This window comes from Ohtaekwangia sp. (assembly GCF_036568665.1).
Taxonomy (GTDB): Bacteria; Bacteroidota; Bacteroidia; order Cytophagales; family Cyclobacteriaceae; genus Ohtaekwangia.
The window spans coordinates 1-18,871 of record NZ_DATCSD010000317.1; the positions used below are offsets into that span (position 1 = coordinate 1).

General features: G+C 44.8%; 14 protein-coding genes. 6 read left to right on the forward strand and 8 right to left on the reverse strand.

Translation table 11 applies throughout. From position 1 onward, the window contains the following. The 5 genes from VIN08_RS17575 to VIN08_RS17595 form a co-directional block, all read right to left on the reverse strand. The coding region (locus VIN08_RS17575; RefSeq protein ID WP_331967650.1) for a VCBS repeat-containing protein at positions 1-761 on the reverse strand (761 nt) is incomplete at its 3' end. 84 nt (positions 762-845) lie between these two features. Then, on the reverse strand, positions 846-2,465 hold the full coding sequence (locus VIN08_RS17580; RefSeq protein WP_331967652.1) for a RagB/SusD family nutrient uptake outer membrane protein: 1,620 nt from the start codon (positions 2,463-2,465) through the stop codon (positions 846-848). Between the two features lie 18 nt (positions 2,466-2,483). Continuing rightward, complete coding sequence (locus tag VIN08_RS17585; RefSeq protein ID WP_331967654.1) at positions 2,484-5,912, reverse strand: SusC/RagA family TonB-linked outer membrane protein; 3,429 nt, start codon at positions 5,910-5,912, stop codon at positions 2,484-2,486. Between the two features lie 203 nt (positions 5,913-6,115). Beyond that, positions 6,116-7,216, reverse strand: coding sequence for a FecR family protein (locus VIN08_RS17590; protein WP_331967656.1), 1,101 nt, complete (start codon positions 7,214-7,216; stop codon positions 6,116-6,118). 288 nt (positions 7,217-7,504) lie between these two features. Next, positions 7,505-8,080: an RNA polymerase sigma-70 factor gene (locus VIN08_RS17595; protein ID WP_331967658.1), complete on the reverse strand. Its 576-nt coding sequence runs from the start codon at positions 8,078-8,080 to the stop codon at positions 7,505-7,507. A gap of 851 nt (positions 8,081-8,931) precedes the next feature. On the opposite strand from VIN08_RS17595, the gene VIN08_RS17600 reads away from it, so the two are divergent. From VIN08_RS17600 to VIN08_RS17625, 6 genes are all read left to right on the forward strand, one after another. Next, positions 8,932-9,996, forward strand: a complete 1,065-nt coding sequence (locus VIN08_RS17600; RefSeq protein WP_331967660.1) for a substrate-binding domain-containing protein — start codon at positions 8,932-8,934, stop codon at positions 9,994-9,996. A gap of 101 nt (positions 9,997-10,097) precedes the next feature. Then, on the forward strand, positions 10,098-11,228 hold the full coding sequence (gene tgt / locus VIN08_RS17605) for a tRNA guanosine(34) transglycosylase Tgt (RefSeq protein ID WP_331967662.1): 1,131 nt from the start codon (positions 10,098-10,100) through the stop codon (positions 11,226-11,228). 18 nt (positions 11,229-11,246) lie between these two features. Further along, a complete protein-coding gene (locus tag VIN08_RS17610) occupies positions 11,247-12,383 on the forward strand; it encodes an LptF/LptG family permease (protein WP_331967664.1) in 1,137 nt (378 codons plus the stop codon). 7 nt (positions 12,384-12,390) lie between these two features. Next, positions 12,391-13,287 (forward strand): DMT family transporter, encoded by an 897-nt coding sequence (locus VIN08_RS17615; protein ID WP_331967666.1) that lies wholly within the window; start codon positions 12,391-12,393, stop codon positions 13,285-13,287. A gap of 133 nt (positions 13,288-13,420) precedes the next feature. Continuing rightward, positions 13,421-13,807 carry a BlaI/MecI/CopY family transcriptional regulator gene (locus tag VIN08_RS17620; protein WP_331967668.1) on the forward strand — a complete coding sequence of 129 codons (387 nt, stop codon included), beginning with the start codon at positions 13,421-13,423 and terminating at the stop codon, positions 13,805-13,807. Further along, positions 13,804-15,690: a M56 family metallopeptidase gene (locus VIN08_RS17625; protein WP_331967670.1), complete on the forward strand. Its 1,887-nt coding sequence runs from the start codon at positions 13,804-13,806 to the stop codon at positions 15,688-15,690. The genes VIN08_RS17620 and VIN08_RS17625 overlap by 4 nt, the downstream gene beginning before the upstream one ends. 72 nt (positions 15,691-15,762) lie before the next feature. Here VIN08_RS17625 and VIN08_RS17630 read toward each other — a convergent pair whose 3' ends face one another. From VIN08_RS17630 to VIN08_RS17640, 3 genes are all read right to left on the reverse strand, one after another. Continuing rightward, complete coding sequence (locus VIN08_RS17630) at positions 15,763-16,536, reverse strand: DUF2490 domain-containing protein (RefSeq protein ID WP_331967671.1); 774 nt, start codon at positions 16,534-16,536, stop codon at positions 15,763-15,765. A gap of 149 nt (positions 16,537-16,685) precedes the next feature. Continuing rightward, positions 16,686-17,816, reverse strand: coding sequence for an efflux RND transporter periplasmic adaptor subunit (locus tag VIN08_RS17635; protein WP_331967673.1), 1,131 nt, complete (start codon positions 17,814-17,816; stop codon positions 16,686-16,688). A gap of 11 nt (positions 17,817-17,827) precedes the next feature. Beyond that, the coding region (locus VIN08_RS17640; RefSeq protein ID WP_331967675.1) for an efflux RND transporter permease subunit at positions 17,828-18,871 on the reverse strand (1,044 nt) is incomplete at its 5' end.

Here is an 18,871-nt window from a genome sequence, read left to right on the forward strand (position 1 = left end):
TTAACATCGGCAGTGCTGATGCCGAGGCTAAAGGTAAATACACCGGAATATATACCCGCGGCATGTGTTACATCGGTAAATTTACCATTATCGTTTCGAAACAGTTTATTCTCCAGCAACGGATCGGCCGGCTGGTTTCGCAGTTGCATATAGTCTAACTGGCCACGTGCATATTCCGGTGACGACTGGTTTATGAGTATCATATCCAGATCGCCATCACGATCATAGTCAAGGAAAGAAGCCTGTGTAGAATATCCTGCATCTGCCAAACCGTAAGCTTCTGCCTGCTCGGTAAACGACAGATCGTGCATATTGATGAAGAGCAAATTTTTCCGCAGGCGACTATTGGAGAAACCGGAGCGACAAACATATATATCAAGCCATCCGTCATGGTTAACATCGGCCATCGTAACACCTGTACACCAGCCTTCTTTGCTGGCGATATTGGCTCTTGTAGTTATATCGTCAAAGCGAAGATTGCCACGATTCAGGAAGAGTCGGTTCTTTACCATGTTGCCCGTAAAAAAAAGATCGGTGAGCCCGTCATTGTTAACGTCACCGGCAGCAACACCCCCACCGTTGTAAAAGTATGGATAGTGAAGTATATTAAAATCAGGATTCTCTTCCTTGAGCAGATTACGAAAAGTTATACCGGTTTCTGTTTCCGGTAATTTTGTAAACAAGGTAGCAGGCATTTCCTGTTTACAGGCACCTGCTATAATAAAGATGAAAAGAATCAAGAGTATAAATCTTCGTGGCATAGCGTGAGCATTAAAAAATACAGGGCAGGATTTCTCCTACCCTATATTTGAATTAAAGTATGAATTATAACCTACAAAGTCTGTTTAAGGATGATCCCACCACAGGCGCGTGCCGCCAGTATCAGGCCCACCAAGCAGATCGATAGCACCGGCCACTCCACTCGGGTTGGTTGAGTATTCTCCGGAAGCAAATTCTATTCTGCGAATAAAATCGGTAGTGGAAATTTTGCCACCGCTATAGTTCTTAACAACCGGGAATAATTTAGGATAGCCTGTTCTTCTGAACTCGCTCCATGCTTCCTGTCCGTCCGGATACATTGCGATCCACTTTTGTGTAATGATGCGCTCGAGGCTACGCTCAAATGTATCACCATCATTCCATTGAATGGTTACAGTGCTCAGGTAAGGTGAACCTGCGAGTATATCATTCTCTCCGGCTGTTACGGCTTTCGGATCAGTATAAGGAGCAGCCTTCTTCGTATTGTCTGTAATATAGTCGTCATATCCTCCTACAGCATTCTGATCGAACGAAGTCTTTACACCTTTCTCATAGTTGGTCTGTGCATCGCCTGCGCCAGACCATCCACGCAGCGCAGCTTCTGCCTTGAGGAACCATGCTTCTGCCGCTGTCATTAATTGTATCTCATCTGCAAATGTTACCAGCTTGGAGTAATCCTGGTAGCGCGACTTGGCATCTATATCTATACCTTCTCGTATGCCTTTATATTCACCAGCCACAGCAGGATCGCTCGCAGGCAATGCATACTTGGAGATACGCGGATCTTCGTAACCACCGAGTATAGATTCTACCGGTGCACCTAAACGAATATCGCCCCAGGTATTGTTGATAACGTTGAGCGGGTGCGTAGTCGGTATACTTACAACAAAGTTATCATCGTTTGTAGAAAGTATACCGAGCGAATGTGCCAAAGCCGCTTCACCTTCTTCTTTCGCTTTTACAGGATCGATCTTGGAGATACGTATCGCCAAACGAAGACGCAATGTATTTGCAAAGCGTACCCACTTGGTATAGCTGCCACTATATACCAGGTCGAACGGAGCGAAAGGTAAAGATTTCAGCGTCTCTTCTTTATCGGCATACGGTGTAAGCAGTGTGATCGCTTTATCGAGCTCTTCGAAAAACGCATAGTACACATCTTTTTGCGAGTCGTAGCTTACACTACCATCAGGATTGGTCTGACCGAATTTAGAGTAAATGATTGGTCCATATATATCTGACACGCGGTGCATGGCTTCTACTTTCAGAATAAGCGACCACGCATAGAAATCGTCATATACATTTTCAGCCAGCGACTTTACCTGCGCAGCAGGCTTCATCACAAAATCATATCCGTCAGACCATGGATATCCATTCCATCCTGCCACCAGTGAATACGTCATGTTGTTTACGTTGCCATTGAAAGGTGTAGGGGGCGTCATATACCCGGAGTATACATCTCCGATCAGGTTTTGCTGTAACTGTGTGTTCCAGGCCGGATCGTTCACATACAGACTCAACTGCATCTGCTTGAACGGCAGGCCTACATAGTTAAAATCTTCTTTGAGTTGCTCGCGCGATATACCATAGGGATCGGTATTGAACTCTTCAAATTTATCGGTACAGCTTGTTATACAAAAAGCTGCCGTTGCCAGGATCACCAGCAATGCCAGCGATCGGTTTGAATTTGAATATATCTTTTTCATACTGGAATGCATTGTTGATTAAAATCCTACTTTAAGATTAACCCCGTAGCTCCGTGTGGTAGGCAAGCCAAACACATCTATACCTTGCAGGTTGTTGGCAGTACTCATGGTAATTTCCGGATCGAATGGTGCCTTGCGAGAAATGAAGAACAGGTTTCGTCCGATAAGCGAGAGGCTTATGTTGCGTATACCTTTTATCTGCACGGGTAATTTATACCCTACCGAAAATTCGCGTAGCCTTACATTCGTAGCGCTATAGGCATACTCGCTGGCTACACCGGCACGACCACCTATAGCAGTATAGTATTTCTGTGCATCGATCTTTTGCTCGTACGCAGTACCATCTTCGTAGGCAGCGGCTACATCTACACCACCATTATCGCGGGCATCGGCAGAAGCTTTGCTATAGCCATAGAAGTCGAGGTATGCTTGCGTAAGACTTATTACTTTACCTCCGAAACGGCCGTCAATCAAAAAGGAAACGCTGATGTTGTTGCTGAAGTCGATCGTGTTATTCCATCCCAAAGTAAATTTAGCTTGCGGATTGCCGGCATAGGTTGCATTCGGCACGGGTGTACTTTCTGTTACCGGTGTACCGGTAGCATCTACTACTACACGTCCCTGATCATCGCGCACCAGTTTACGGTTGCCATATATATCACCCCAGCTTCCGCCCTGGCGAATGAACAAGCCGTACATATTTACTCCGAAGTCTGACAACACTTGCCAGTTATCCGCACCGAGTCCGTAGGCATTATCGGTCATGTCTAATACCTTGTTACGGTTAGCAGCAAAGTTGAGTGTGCTGGTCCAGTTAAGTGTACTGTTTTTTACAGGCACTACAGTAGCCGAGATCTCAACACCTTTGTTACGGATGTTACCGAGGTTCCAATACCATGTAGAGTAATTGGTGCTGGCTCCTGCACTGGCCGGTGAGGTGATGAACTGATCGTAGTTGTTGTTGATATAGTATGTGAAATCTATACCTACGCGATTGTCGAAGAATTTCAATTCAGTACCCACTTCGAACGAGCGGTTATCTTCCGGCTTCAGTTCTTTATAAGGGTTTGGTCCGAGCAGGTTTTGATCTACACTGTTGCGTGTTCCGTTCACGGCGTAATCGCGCGGGTGTGTAATATAGGCGGGCACATCGTTACCTACTTTGGCATACGATGCACGCACTTTAGCAAAGCTGATGAACTGCGGCAGCGATACCATTTCAGTAAGCACAGCATTTACACCGCCGGAGTAATAGAAATAGCCCGACTTCATGGTAGATGTATAGGCGAATGCAGAAGACCAATCATTGCGTGCTGTAAGATCGAAGAAGAGATAATCTTTAAAGCCTAACTGCGCGCTGGCGAATACACCCTGCAGTTGTTTTCTGTTAAGCGTTTGTGTAACGCGCTCGGCTGTCGGAGATATATTCCACACCGAGAATACATTGGGAATGTTCAACCCTTTCGGATCGGTAGGGCTGGCATCGATCATTATGTCGTCATTCGCCTTGATGTCTTGTATACTCGTACCTAACGTAGCCGACAACATCCACTGCTCGGATAATTTTTTATTCGCTAACAACAAGAAGTCTCCGTATAGCTGTGTGTTGAATTGTTCATCGAGGGTATAGCGACCGTTGGGAGCAGCAAATACACCTTGCGTACCGGCATAGGATTTCAATTCATATTTATCAAACGATTTGTCGTAACGACCGCGCGCCTGCACATGCAACCAGTCTGCTAATTTATAGTTCAGTGTTAACGAACCGAACACACGATCTCTGCGATCATCGCGTGTATTTTTATAGAGCGCCCAGTAAGGATTCTGCTGATCATCTTCACCGGTCATGCCTTTATCAAAATTTATATTCCACCAGTTTTGCAAATACATGTTGCGGGTAGGAGAGAAATACTGGTAGTTATCTTTAAAGTTGTTGAAGTCCAAACCTCTTGGCATCAGGTATAGTCCGGTAAGCGGGTTGTTATATATACCTGACACCGGACGGTTGTGCGACTTTTGTGTGAGCAGGTTTACACTGGCATCGATCGATAAGCGATCATCCAACAACTTGGCTGTTTCGCGCAGGTTTAATGTATGGCGATCAAACTCGCTGGTGGGAAGTATACCATTGTTGGTTGTGTTGGAGTACGAAACGTATGTCTGTGCTTTCTCGGTACCACCGCTAAACGATAATGAATTTGTCCACGTAGTTCCTGTCTTCCAGAAATCTGAAACGTGATCTGGAGCATTTACTACATTTCCCCAGCTGTCGCGTGTGTTAGAAACAGGATCGGTTTGCCCGTACTTGAATTGCAGCTCAGGTTTTACCAGTACATTCTCCATGGTAAAGTTAGAGGAGAAGTCGATCTTCGATTGACCTGCTTTGCCTTTCTTCGTGGTGATCAGAATTACACCGTTTGCTGCCTGGCTTCCATATAGCGCAGCAGCCGATGCACCTTTCAATATACTGATGCTCTCTATATCGTCCGGATTTATATTTGATATAGCATCGCCAGCATCACGCCCAGAGCTTCCGCTTCCGGCTGATTGTCCCCATACATCGGTTGGTTGACCTATGCTTGGGTTCTGCATCGGCACACCATCAATTACATAAAGAGCCTGGTTTGCTATAGTCGATTTATTACCGCGCAATACTACGCGGGTTGATCCACCCACACCGTTGGCACGGTTGATCGTTATACCGGCAACTTTACCATTCAGCGTATTCATCAGGTTGGCATCGCGGGCAACGGTTAACTGTTCGCCTCCCACCTGTTGTACAGAATAGGTAAGTGATTTTGTTTCTCTCTCTATACCGAGCGCTGTTACTACTACTTCGTTCAGTTGCGTGGCATCTTCCACCAATACAACATCAATCGTAGTGCGATTACCCACCGGGATTTCCTGTGTGGAAAAGCCAATAAAAGAAAAGATCAGAACGTCTTCCGGGTTTGATACGCTGATCACATATTTACCTTCTGTATCCGTAGAGGTACCGGTAGATGTACCTTTCACTAAAATAGATACACCGGGTAATGCATTGCCTGCACCATCCGATACTTTACCAGCTACGGTAACCGCGACTGATGCTTCGAGTTTTTCTTCTTCGCTCTGTTCTTCTTCCAGTTGATTTACCGGGCTCAGCACGATACGCTTGCCGATAACTTTATAGTGTACTTCAGGACCGAGCAATTCTGCCAACACTTCTTCGAGGCTGGCATTTTTCATGTGCAGGGTTACGCGCTTCTGGTCTTCAACAAGTTCAGGACTATAGGCAAATTTTACTTTTGCCTGCTCGCTGATACGTATCAGCGCCTGCTGAAAATCTTCACCGTCAACATCCAGTGTGATTTTCTTTTCGAGCACCTTCTGGCCCATGGTATCCACAGCATACACAAATGCTACGGAGAAGGTAGTGAGTAGAATATGGATCAATGTCACTCTCATAAGAAACAGTAATGTTTCTTGAACCGGTTTAGGTTTATTCATAAATTGAAATGTTTTTGTTTGTAATAGGGCAAAAACTAGGGGCACGCGATCTCTGATCGTGCTGCCTGCAAGGGCTGGTAATGGTCGCAACATTACCGGCCTCTTTTGTTTTTATAGGGTTGTTCTTTGGTAGGTTTTACTTCATAGGCTGTTGTGTTTGGTTAAGGTTTTACATTGTTATGACTACAACCATTTGCTTCAATTACAATAGAGGCGCCATCCATAGCGTACTGCCCGCCAAGTGCATGGCAGATTATTTCCAGTTGCTCGTATAGTCCTTCTTCTTCCATAATATCACTGGTAAGTGTGCAGCCCGTCAGCGCCTGTTCATCATAGCGGATGTCTACGCCATAGCTCGTGCTCAGCGATTTGAGCAACTGCACTACCTGCACATTGGTATAATAATTTTTAATGGGTGGCTGTGGGGCCAATATATAGGGGTGCTCCACGATCTGGCGGGTAACAAAACGATCGCGCTTGCTATACACCGCCTGGTGGTTTGGTGTAAGCGTTACCTCCTGCACATCTTTACTCTTATCGCCATGCACAGTTGCTTTGGCAAACACTGATACTTTTCCGGTTTTTACAGCTACTATAATTTTTTCGGCATTCTTATCAGCACTCACGCGGAAGCTTGTGCCCAGCACGCGGGTGGTAACTTCGTTGGTATATACCAGGAAGGGCCGTGAGGCATCTTTCGCTACTTCAAAAAATGCTTCGCCTGAAAGATATACTTCGCGTTTACCATCAAAATGTTCAGGGTACCGGATCTCTCCGCCCGGCTCCAGCGAAATAGTGCTGCCATCTTTCAGTGCTACTACCTGCTTAGTTCCGCAGGTGTTTACAATCTTCAGCCAGTTGTCTGATGGCTTATCTACAAAGGCTGCACTCTTATTACTCTCGCGGAAATATTGTGTAAAAAGCAGTATACCAGCCGTTGCGAGTAGTGCAAAGGAGGCTGCATATCGCCAAAGGCGGAAAGGTTTTCTGCCGGCAGATTCTTCGCGGTCAATCCACATCTGGTCGTTTACTGTGGGCGTTCTTGCTTCGAGTATTTTGCGGTATATACGTTCCGAGGTTGCCTGTGCTTCAATATCGGGTATAGTATTACTCTCTATTTCTGTATGCAGTTCTTTCGCTATTCGGTGTTTCACATCTTCCTCCACTTGCCCCGACTGGATCATCTCCAGCAGCAGGGCTCGTTCTTCTTCAGAAGCCGTGTTGTTCAGGTAGCGTTCAATTAAATCGTCCAGGTTGTGCATGATACATTTTCAGGATAAAGTATACATCAGCGTATGGTTGTAAAATTCTGCGAAGGCTTTGTTACGGCCATCTATAGTATAAGAGTATAGATGCCGATATGAAGGTGTAGTGCAGGAGAAAAAATATTTTCAAAAAAACTGCAATCGAAAAATATACTCTCGTTTCCGTACACGAGAATAATGCCGCTCTAAAAAATAAAAGAGGTTGCAACAGATGTCACAACCTCTTTACTCTATAAAATACTTTTCAGGTATAGATATAGTGTATAAATCTCTTTGACTATGGTATTAGCAACCTATCTCGTACACCATTCTGAACATGAGCCATCCTAAAATATAGGTACCTACATGCGGCTGCAGATAATGGCGTATAAACTGCAACGCTTTGGCCATGTGTGTCTTTACTGTGAGTCGCGATATATTTAGCTGCTGCGCTATAGCTTCGTGACTCAACCCTTCTACTTTGGCGAGCTGAAATACCTGCTTTTGCTGCGATGGCAGTAATTTTACTGCCTGTTGCACAAGCTGTTCGTATTGTTTTTCGAGCAGCAGATCATCGAGCGTATCGTCTACCAGCGAACGCTCTTCGGTATATTTACTTTTGGCCAGTTCCTCGTACGCCAGTTTGCGCAGAGTTTTGTAAGTGAGATTCTTCGCCATGGTTACCAGGTAATATTCCAGGTGAAGCACTTCGGTAAATTCCGAGCGCTTGTTCCACAACGTTGAGAATATTTCCTGCACAATGTCTTCTGCCAGAGCCGATGACCTGGTGTAGCGCTTCGTTACCCGGTAAATATGCAGCCAGTAACGATCGTACAATTGTTTAAAAGCAATTTCACTCCCGAGTGCCAGTTGGTGTAGCACATCGCTTTCTTGGTAAGGTGGAAGATGAGCGAGCACAGTAATATAATTCTCAATTAAACAGAAACGCACAAGCAAAACACACTACACAAAATATAGTATATATAGCCGGTTTACGGTTCTTTATTGAAATGTAGAAAAAGAAACCTGAAAGAAAAAGTTATTGAACAGATAAGTACTGAAACAATATATAGTCTCGCGTTTCTTTCTCCACGATATATACTTTGTGTCTCTCCGTCAAAATATTTTTCCTGATACCTTCATCGATGGACAAGCTGCGGGCTTTCTGCTGATAACATTCGATTGTTCATACTATATACCGCAATCTGGTTTTGTAAAAATGTAGGGCAGGCTGGACCTACCCTACTAACTCAACCAAACCAAATGTACTCGTAAACCTATAACAGAGTACACTGATACTTTTTATCGCGGTAAAATGTAGTATATATAGTATACCGCACGATGAAAAATCTTTTTTGCAAAGCCTGTGCCGCCATCACTGAAAGTCCTGATGACTCATCGGTTGTAGCGGGCGATAGTTCTCAATTTTCAGGGCGAATCGGAGGCTGCCCGGTGGCAGCGGTTCACTGCGCGGCTGGTAAAAGCCGTAATGCAGCGGTGGTAATCGTTTTTCATTCTTGGTTTGGGTTTAGGTAAAGACTTTTATTCTGCATGAAATCGTAGTCACAAAATATTCTAACTGCGAAATCATGATCCAAAGTAGAATATGAAAGAAATAAAAGCAAGAAAATTTTTAAAATGTGTACGCACACATTTAATTTGTGTGCGAAAACATAAAAAATTCGTACTTTGGAAACGTTTTCGTATCACACGAAAATTTGATTTTTTTGAATATGGTCGATAAAAATATCCGCATAAAAGACATCGCCAAGCTGGCGGGTGTCTCTGTAGGCACGGTAGATCGCGTATTACATAACCGCGGCCGCGTATCGCCCGAAGCCTTGAAAAAGGTAACGGAAGTGATGGAGCAGATTGATTACAAACCCAATCTGATCGCACGCACGCTCGGCTCCAATAAAAATTATCGCATTGCTGCATTGCTGCCCGATCCGAAACAAGATCCTTACTGGGCACAAACCAATATGGGTATCACACAAGCACAGACTGAGTGGGCACAATACGGTATACAGGTAGAATTATTTTTATTTGACCTGCTCGATAAAAATTCATTTCAGAAAGTAGCGCACCAGGTATATCTCGCCAAACCCGATGGTATACTCATCGCTCCTATATTTTACCACGAAGCGCTCCCTATATTCGAACTCTTCCGCGAAACAGATATACCCTACGTTCTGTTCAACACCAATATACCCGAAGCCAATCCACTGAGTTTTATAGGACAAAATCTATATCAAAGCGGACGTGTAGGTGCTGAGCTTATTCACTTCGGTCAGTATGAACCCGGCACCCTGGCTGTGCTGCACATCGATGAAGATGTACATGACTCTTTTCACTTGTTAGAAAAAGAAAGAGGATTTCGCGAATACTTTAAAGACAAGGGAAGAGAAAACTTCACCATCATCGACTTTATTCTGAATCCGAAAGATCCTTCTTTCAGCAATCAGCTTGATCAATTACTGAACGACCCGGCACTGCGTGGCATCTTTGTAAGTACATCTAAAGGAACGGCCGTTACAGCATCATTCCTCGAAAAGCATGGCAAAAAAAATATCCGCCTGGTAGGCTACGATATCCTCGAAGAAAATCTCACCTACCTGCGTTCAGGTGTTATTGACTTTCTGATCAACCAGAATCCGAAGCGTCAGGCATCCTTGGGTATCAGTCACCTGGTAAACCATTTGATGTTTAAAAAAGGAACACCCGGCACTGACTTGTTCCCGCTGGAGGTGATCACTCAACAAAACGTAGAGTCGTACCTCGGCTCAGGAATTCACTAACAATCAGGCTATAAGCAGCTTGTTAACAACCTTTGCCCTACCTGAAGAAACTTTGCCGGGGTTCGGGCCGATTATTCTATTTTTGCAGCGCAAATCGCGCTATGAAGTTTGATTTAACAGCAACCGACCCTAAGTCATTTGCCCGGGCGGGAGTTCTCCATACCGATCACGGAGTGATCGAGACACCTATATTTATGCCGGTGGGTACTGCCGGTTCTGTAAAAGCTGTACACCAGCGCGAGCTTGAGCACGACATTCAGGCTCAGATCATCCTGGGTAATACCTATCATCTTTACCTGCGGCCGGGACTCGGTGTTTTAGAAAAAGCCGGTGGTCTGCACAAGTTCAATGGGTGGAGTCGCCCTATACTTACCGATAGTGGCGGATACCAGGTATACTCGCTCGCTGCGAACAGAAAGATCGTAGATGAAGGCGTTACGTTCAAGTCGCACATCGATGGATCGAAGCATCACTTCACACCGGAAAATGTAATGGACATTCAGCGTACAATCGGTGCGGATATAATCATGGCGTTTGATGAATGTACGCCTTATCCCTGCGAGTATACATACGCGAAGAACTCCATGGTGCTTACGCATCAGTGGTTAAAGCGATGCGTTGATCGTATTCAAACCACCGAACCTAAATATGGCTATGAGCAGGCGCTGTTCCCCATTGTGCAGGGAAGTGTATATAAAGACCTGCGCGAACAATCGGCCGAGTTTATAGCATCACAAAATCAACAGGGCAATGCTATAGGAGGTTTATCGGTAGGCGAGCCGCATGAAGATATGTATGCGATGACAAGCCTCGTATGCAGCATTCTTCCAAAAGAGAAACCACGTTACCTGATGGGTGTAGGTACACCGGAAAATATACTGGAATGTATAGCCCTGGGGGTTGATATGTTTGATTGCGTAATGCCTACACGCAATGCGCGCAATGGCATGCTTTTTACCACCGAGGGCATTATCAACATCCGGAATGAAAAGTGGAAAGATGACCTCTCTCCCATTGATGCAGGCTTAGGCGGATATGTAAGTACATTTCACTCCAAAGCCTATCTGCGTCACCTGATCATTAACAAAGAAATTTTAGGCGCACAAATTGCTTCAATCCATAACCTCACATTTTACCTTTGGCTGGTGAAAGAAGCGCGCAGGCGTATACAGGAAGGTACATTTGTTGAATGGAAAAACAAGATGGTAAAGATTGTTTCCCAGCGATTATAGAACCCGAAGCAACGCAGCATGAAACTACTCGACAAATATATTCTCAAACAATTTCTCAGCACGTTCTTTTTCGTGGTGGTAATCCTGCTCGCGGTGATCTCGGTAATTGACATGACCGACAAGATGGATAAGTTCGCGAAAGCGCAGCTTACGGGTGGTCAGATCTTTGGATACTACCTGGATTTTATTCCGTGGATCGGAAGTCTCGTTACGCCTATCACCATCTTTATTGCTACGGTATATGTATGCTCGCGCATGGCAGGCCGCACCGAAGTAATTGCTATACTCAGTGCCGGTATAAGCTTTCGCAGAATGATGCTTCCATACTTTATGGGGTCTCTTGTAGTAGCTATACTCAGTTTTGCATTGAACGGATGGATCATTCCCAACTCCAATAAAGCAAAGCTGGCCTTTGAAGTACAGTATCTGAAGAATAAGTATTACTACGATAAGCAGAACATTCACATACAGGTTGCACCCGATGTATACCTGTATATGAAGAGCTATAACAACACCAACAACACGGGCTACCAGTTTACGATGGAGCGTTTTGAAGATAACAAGCTCATTGAAAAACTTACCGCTACGCGTATTGAGTGGGACACTACTAAAAAGAAATGGACCATGCGCGACTGGCGCATTCACAAAGTGCAGCGCATCTTCGAAAAAACATCAGCTCCGGTAACTACTACCGGTGCCGACTCTGCCCAGGCAATGGTAGCGAAAGATACTACGATGAGCGGAACTGCGATGGATACTGCACTGGTTATACACCCCAAAGAATTTGAAAGCGACTATCGCAAGTACGATGGTATGACGCTGAATGAACTTTCCAAGTATATCAATACACTTCGTGCACGCGGCTCTACCGGTATAGAAGTATATGAAGTAGAGAAATATACCCGCTACACAGCACCCTTCACGATATTTATACTGGTATTTATGGGCGTGATTGTATCATCACGTAAAAGTCGCGGAGGTACAGGGCTGCAAATTGCACTCGGGTTCCTGCTCTCATTCATCTTTATTTTATTCTTTACCCTGTTCCGAACATTTGCAGAAAACGGATCGATGCCCCCGCAGATTTCCGTATGGATACCGAACATCATCTTCGGTTCTATTTCACTCATCATGTATAAATACGTTCCTCGCTAAAAATTAAATGGCCACACGCAACGATTATTTCAAACTTCATTTCATTGTATTTCTCTGGGGTTTCTCTGCTGTTATCGGAAAGCTTGTTACGATTCCTGCTGTTGAAATGGTTTTTTACCGCGCTATACTTGCTGTAGCGGGTATGGCTATTGTTATAGCCGTTACTAAAGGTACATTCGTAGTAACAGGTAAAGACCTGGTCAAACTGTTGCTCATCGGCAGCGTAGTGGCTATTCACTGGATGGCATTCTTTGGTTCAGCGCGGGTCTCCAATGTATCCGTTAGTCTAGTGGGCTTTGCAACGAACTCCCTATGGGCCGCTTTGCTGGAACCGTGGTTCAATCGCACGCGTGTTAAAAAATTTGAACTGCTGCTCGGGCTCGTAGTTATCATCGGACTATATATCATCTTCTCGTTCGACTTCCACTACAAAGCAGGATTACTCCTGGGTATATTAGCCGGCTTTACATCGGCACTGTTTTCTGTTTTCAATTCTAAAGTGGTGCGCACCATTCCGGCCTTTACCATTACGTTTTATGAAATGATTGGCGTGTTCCTTTCTATTGGGCTGTTCCTGCCTTTCTATAAACAACTCACACCCGACCATACACTTCATCTACTTCCATCGCTTACCGATTGGTTATGTATAGCAGTGCTTGCAGGCGTGTGCTCGGTATATGCATATTCAGTAGCTGTAGAGTTGATGAAGAAGATCAGTGTATTTCTGCTGCAGCTCACGCTAAACCTGGAACCGGTATATGGCATTGTTATGGCCGTGATTGTTTTTAAAGACCGTGAGAAGATGGGACTCAACTTTTATATAGGTACACTCATTATTCTTTCGGCAGTAGCAACCTATCCAATGTTGAAAAGAAAATTCGGAGAGGCTACACTTAAATCCTGATAATCAGCTCGCCACAAGCATTCTAATCCGCTTGTAAATCCTTTTCGGAACTTATCTACGAATTTTTTCGTAAAACTATTGCATGTATGTCAGTATGTGATTAGTATTGTATTACGAAAACATTCGTATAAAGATGAGCAAGAAAGATATCAAGCCCACTGAAAAAGAACTGGAGATACTGCAAGTGCTGTGGGAGCGCGATGCTGTTTCAGTAAAGGAAGTTCATGAAGTACTCGGTGGAGAAGAGAGGAATGGCTATACCACCATTTTGAAATTCATGCAGATCATGCACGAAAAAGGTCTGGTAACACGCCAAAAGAATGGCAAACTGCATCTCTATAAAGCAGTGCCCTCGCAAGAGAATACCCAACAACAGATTCTTGATAAGATGATCGATACCGTATTTCAAGGATCGGCCGCTCAACTGGTAATGAGTGCACTGGGCAACAAACGATCATCGAAAGAAGAACTACAGGAGATCAAAAAATATCTTGAAAAACTCGAAGGAGGTGAATCATGAATATATATACCTTGCTCCCATCCGGTATAATTGATGCCCTCGGCTGGACGCTGTTACACTCCCTGTGGCAAAGCCTGGTTATATTGGGCCTTGTATCGATCCTGCTAAAGATCATTCCGCTTGCTTCATCAGGCTATAGATATAGTGTAGCGCTCGCGGGTCTCGTGCTCACATTACTCGCAGGCATCACAACCTTTAGTATACTCTACACCGCAGAAACAGCTTCATCGCCTGCCAGCCCTATATCTTTTATATACTTCTCTGCCGCCCACGCAGATGCAGCTCCAACGGATTTACTATCCACCACTATTACATTTATACAACACAATCTTTTCTGGCTGGTAGTTGCCTGGCTGATTGGCGCTATACTTTTTATGACGCGTGTTATTGGCGGAGGTATATATGTAAGCCGCCTGCGCAAGGATGCTTCGCTGATTGATGGGTATTGGCATAACAAGGTTCAGGAGATAGCCGCCCAACTTACTATAGAACGCACTATACTATTGGCAGAGTCTGTACGCGTACAGGCACCTATAGTACTGGGATATATAAAACCGCTCATCATTATACCCACGGGTATGCTTACCGGCCTCACCACCGCACAACTGGAAACTATATTTATCCACGAACTCACCCACATACGAAGACACGATTACCTGGTAAATCTCCTGCAACTGATCGTAGAAGCGATATTCTTCTACAATCCGTTTGTGTGGAAGCTTTCGGCAATCATTCGCGATGAGCGTGAGCACTGCTGCGATGATGCTGTAGTAAAAACATCTGGCAATGCAGCTACCTATGCTACAGCATTGGTACAACTCGAAGAAGTACGTCTTGGCCAGGCAGGTATAGCCCTGTCGCTGGCAGAAAATAAAAATCAATTATTAAACCGAATCAAACGACTTATGGAAAAATCAGTAAAGCACTATTCCGGGCGTGAGAGAATTATACCGGTTGTATTGCTGGTGCTCGGCTTGCTCTGCGCATCATGGCTAACGATCTCTGCCCGCACCAAGGAACATAACTTCTCAACCAAAGCTGGCTTCTTTGGTATTACACAAGACACCACCATCAAAACAAAAAAGAAGAATCGCCATATAGAAGCGCCACCTGCCATACCTGTTGAGCCGGTAGAACCTGTTGAAATTGAAAAAGCTGTTCCGGCTACGGAAGCTACAGGCCCCCTTTCTAGTATAACTATAGACCCACCAATGATAACGGTAGATGTGCCGATTATAGCTATAGATGCACCTATCGTTATACCCAGTGTACCTTTTGATGCGATGGCGCCTCTGGCACCGATCAACGTTCAGCTCGATAGCATTCCTCCTATACCGGCATTCCATTTCGATTATGACATGAATAATTTTGCCCAGGAGTTTGAGAAAACGTTCAAGCAAAATTTCAGTGCGTTCTACAAAGACCATCAGAAAGACTTCGACAAGATGATGATGGATATCAAAGTCAAAATTGAGAATAAAGATCTCGAATCACTCAAGCAAATGCAGGCCGATGCTATGGTGCAAATGAAAATTGCACAGGAGAATATGATGATTGCCAAGCAGCAAGCCCTGATCGCTCATCAGGATGCTGTTATGCAACAGTCAAAACAAATGCATGAGATGCAAGACCAGATGCTATCGCTGCAAAAAAATATGAAGGTGATGCAGGAGAATATGCAGAGTTTTGAAAAAGCATTAAAAGAAGAGCTTGTAAAAGATGGCTACCTGAAGAAAGATGAGAAGATCAACAACATTAACTGGAGCGACAATGATGTAGAGATAAACGGCTTCAAGATCAAAGACTCTGATATACCTAAATACCGCATGCTCCACGACAAGTTCTTTGATGAAAAGCAGCTTTCTATTAAAAAGACAGAATAATTACTTACTGCTTTCTGAAAACAAAAAGGGCTTTCCAAATTAGAAAGCCCTTTTTTATATATAGGTATATATTTACTTCTTCGTCAGGTCGATATTATAGGTAAGCTGCACCTGCACACCAACGTTGTTTTCTTGCATAGCGCCATTTGCTTTGATAAGCATCTGGTATAAAAATCCTCCCTGCAAAGCAAATGCGTTACTGAACTGATAGCCGGCACCAACAAACAAGCGGTTCTGGTCAGGTTCATGAAAAGTAACATTTTCACCCCAACTCAAAAAAGCTTCATCGTATACCGTAGCAAAATAAGTTTTCGGTTCTACTTTCGAATGATTGAGTGGCACCGTAGCCATGAATCTATAGCGCAGTCTGTTCTGATTCAGATCGTAGCCTTGATTTACCAGGCGATCTTCTGCATCGCGGGTATGCACCTGAATGAAGCGTTGCTCCAATCGCAGACGGTGACTGATACTTACCCGGCTGATGTGATGCTTGTAGGTTATCTGCTGGTATATACGATGCTCGTTATTACCATAGGCTGCAGGCTGTTTGCCATAGCGGAAGTTCCAGGTATATACATACCCGAGAGGCATAAAAGAGAAATGTTTGTTCAGCGAGAAATCAACTCCTGTGCGCAATTGATATTGCATCGGTTGAAAATCCTGTGCCTGACGGAACTGTCCTTCCAGCAGAACAGTTGCACGTTGTGTTACTTTCAAATTGGTGGTCAGAGCAATCCATTCAATAGATTGGTTAACGATCTGACGATTGGCAGGCTGTGCGAAACTAATCTGGAAGGCCGTGACCATAAGCAAGCCACAGAACCAACGTGAAGTTAATCTTACCACTTCGCTAAACTTTGTTTATTTATCACAAAGAAAGCGAGGCTAATATTACTGTATTTTTAAGCTTTTAACAGTTACATAACATTAAATTAACATTGGCCTGTTTTCTGCGAATGCCTTTCAGAAACGGCTTTTTTATACCCTGCAAATCACTAATTTTTTATCGTAACAGCCTGTCCATTCCGAAGTTCTTCGCTTGCCGTTGCTGCGATGCGTTGACCTTCCCGGATCGGACCAAAAACCTCTACCAGCGAATCAAGTGTGTTGCCTTTTTGTACCGCCAGCCACTCAGCAACGTTCTCGCGGAGATTCACTACAAATGTACCCTCGGTGGATTGAATCAGGGCAGCACGAGGTACAAACAACGTAGGCTTGTTTCGCGACACCGGTAATTTTACTTCGGCATACATACCGGCTTTCAAATCGCCCGATCGGTTCTCGATATCAAACTCTGCTATCATGGTTCGATTGTTCTCCTGAACGCTATTGCTGCTTCTGGCAAACATGGCTCTATACTCTTTCAATGGATCAGCCTGTACTGAAAATGTTACTGCGCTCTTATCAGGTATAGAGTTGGAAAGATTTTCAGGTACCGCTACGGTAAGACGAAGTTTGGAACGATCTTCTACTACAAACATCGGCCGCGTATTTGACTCTGGTCCTACCAACTCACCCGGACTTATATTCCGTTCAGTTACCGTACCATCGAAAGGTGCTATAACAGTGAGATAGCTCGCGAGTTGTGCCTGCGAAGTATACTGTGCTTTTGCTGCGAGTAAATTACTTTGCGCGGCCATCGTTAAGGCACTATCGGCCAGCATGCGCGAGTATGCCATGTCCAGTTCATTGGCAGATACAGCTCCGTTTGTGTGGCTCGTTTCCACCATTCGGGTATAGGTAAGTTTACTCGCTTTGTTCCTGGCTTTTTGTTCGATGAGTGTTGCTTCTGCAGAAGCTACCTGCGCCTGTGCCTGATTTAATGCCGACAGTAATTCTGGCGCTTCTAATGTAGCCAGCACCTGTCCTTTTTTTACAACGGTACCTCTATCGGCCCGCACGGTGCCTACATAGCCTTTTACTCTTGGAAATATAGTTACCTTGTTCCACGGCTTCAGTTCACCCGGCAACACTGCCTGCAACGAAGGCTGCAGACTCTTTACGGTAGTGGCTCGCACAACCGGCAATGCTATAGCTGTACTTTCTTTTTTCTCTTCGTGTTTACATGAAAGCAACACCGTAAAACTTACTGCGAGCAGAGGTGTGGAAAATTTAGATATATACATACGCTGTTCCTTTATTTTGATTGTGCGTGATTATAATATTTACTGTTATGATCTTCTGGGTCCAGCGATACCGACTCGAGCGATGCCTTTTGTTGCACCAGTGTAAATACACCCGGTAGTATAAGTAACGAAGCCAACGTAGAGGCTATGAGTCCACCGATAACAGCCTGCCCCAGCGGAGCTACCTGATCGCCACCTTCGCCTAAACCGGAAGCCATGGGTATCATACCGGCAATCATGGCGATACTCGTCATAAGTATAGGGCGTATACGACTTCCTGCTGCGAGCAATCCTGCCTGCTGTGCATCCTTTACTTCCAGGCGGAGATTCTCGGCATTGGTAATCATCAGAATAGCATTCGCTACCGATACACCTACCGACATGATCATGCCCATATAGGATTGGAGGTTGAGTGTAGCTCCGAAGATCAACAGCATCACCAATGATCCGGCCAACACAGCCGGTACTGATGAAAGTATAGCAAGCGATAATTTGAACGACTGAAAATTAGCCGCCAGCAACAGAAAGATGATTACGATAGCAACAAACAAACCGCCTTGTAAACTATTGAGTGTTTCTGCCAGTAATTTTACCTGACCTTTAAATTCCACCACCATACCGCGTGGCAATGCACCGGCATCATCTATAGCTTTGGTTACTGCTTTGCTGGCAGTACCAAGATCTTTCTTATACAGGTTTGCTGTGATCGTTACAAGTCGGTTGGGACCGGAGCGATCGTACTGCCCAGGACCAACCTCTTCGGAGAAAGAAGCAACATCCTGTAACGTGGGGTGAAGGTTGCCGCTCTGCAAAGGTATATTTGCTATATCATCTACCGAATTCATTTTATACTCCGGCACTTGCACCTGCACCTGGTAAGCAAGTCCTTTTGCATTATCGAGCCAAAGGTTTTTATCGGTGAAACGACTTGAAGATGTTGCTGCCACCAGCGACCTCGCTACTTGTGTAGGTGTAACACCTAACTGGCCGGCACGCTCGCGATCCATATCAATGCGCAGTATCGGATATGCCAACGGCTGGGCTATCTGCACATC

Bases quoted from the DNA above. Each gene is read 5' to 3' on its own strand.
- VIN08_RS17580 (WP_331967652.1), bottom strand. From the start codon at position 2,465: ATGAAAAAGATATATTCAAATTCAAACCGATCGCTGGCATTGCTGGTG.
- VIN08_RS17585 (WP_331967654.1), bottom strand. From the start codon at position 5,912: ATGAGAGTGACATTGATCCATATTCTACTCACTACCTTCTCCGTAGCA.
- VIN08_RS17590 (WP_331967656.1), bottom strand. From the start codon at position 7,216: ATGCACAACCTGGACGATTTAATTGAACGCTACCTGAACAACACGGCT.
- VIN08_RS17600 (WP_331967660.1), top strand. From the start codon at position 8,932: ATGGTCGATAAAAATATCCGCATAAAAGACATCGCCAAGCTGGCGGGT.
- tgt (WP_331967662.1), top strand. From the start codon at position 10,098: ATGAAGTTTGATTTAACAGCAACCGACCCTAAGTCATTTGCCCGGGCG.
- VIN08_RS17610 (WP_331967664.1), top strand. From the start codon at position 11,247: ATGAAACTACTCGACAAATATATTCTCAAACAATTTCTCAGCACGTTC.
- VIN08_RS17615 (WP_331967666.1), top strand. From the start codon at position 12,391: ATGGCCACACGCAACGATTATTTCAAACTTCATTTCATTGTATTTCTC.
- VIN08_RS17620 (WP_331967668.1), top strand. From the start codon at position 13,421: ATGAGCAAGAAAGATATCAAGCCCACTGAAAAAGAACTGGAGATACTG.
- VIN08_RS17625 (WP_331967670.1), top strand. From the start codon at position 13,804: ATGAATATATATACCTTGCTCCCATCCGGTATAATTGATGCCCTCGGC.
- VIN08_RS17635 (WP_331967673.1), bottom strand. From the start codon at position 17,816: ATGTATATATCTAAATTTTCCACACCTCTGCTCGCAGTAAGTTTTACG.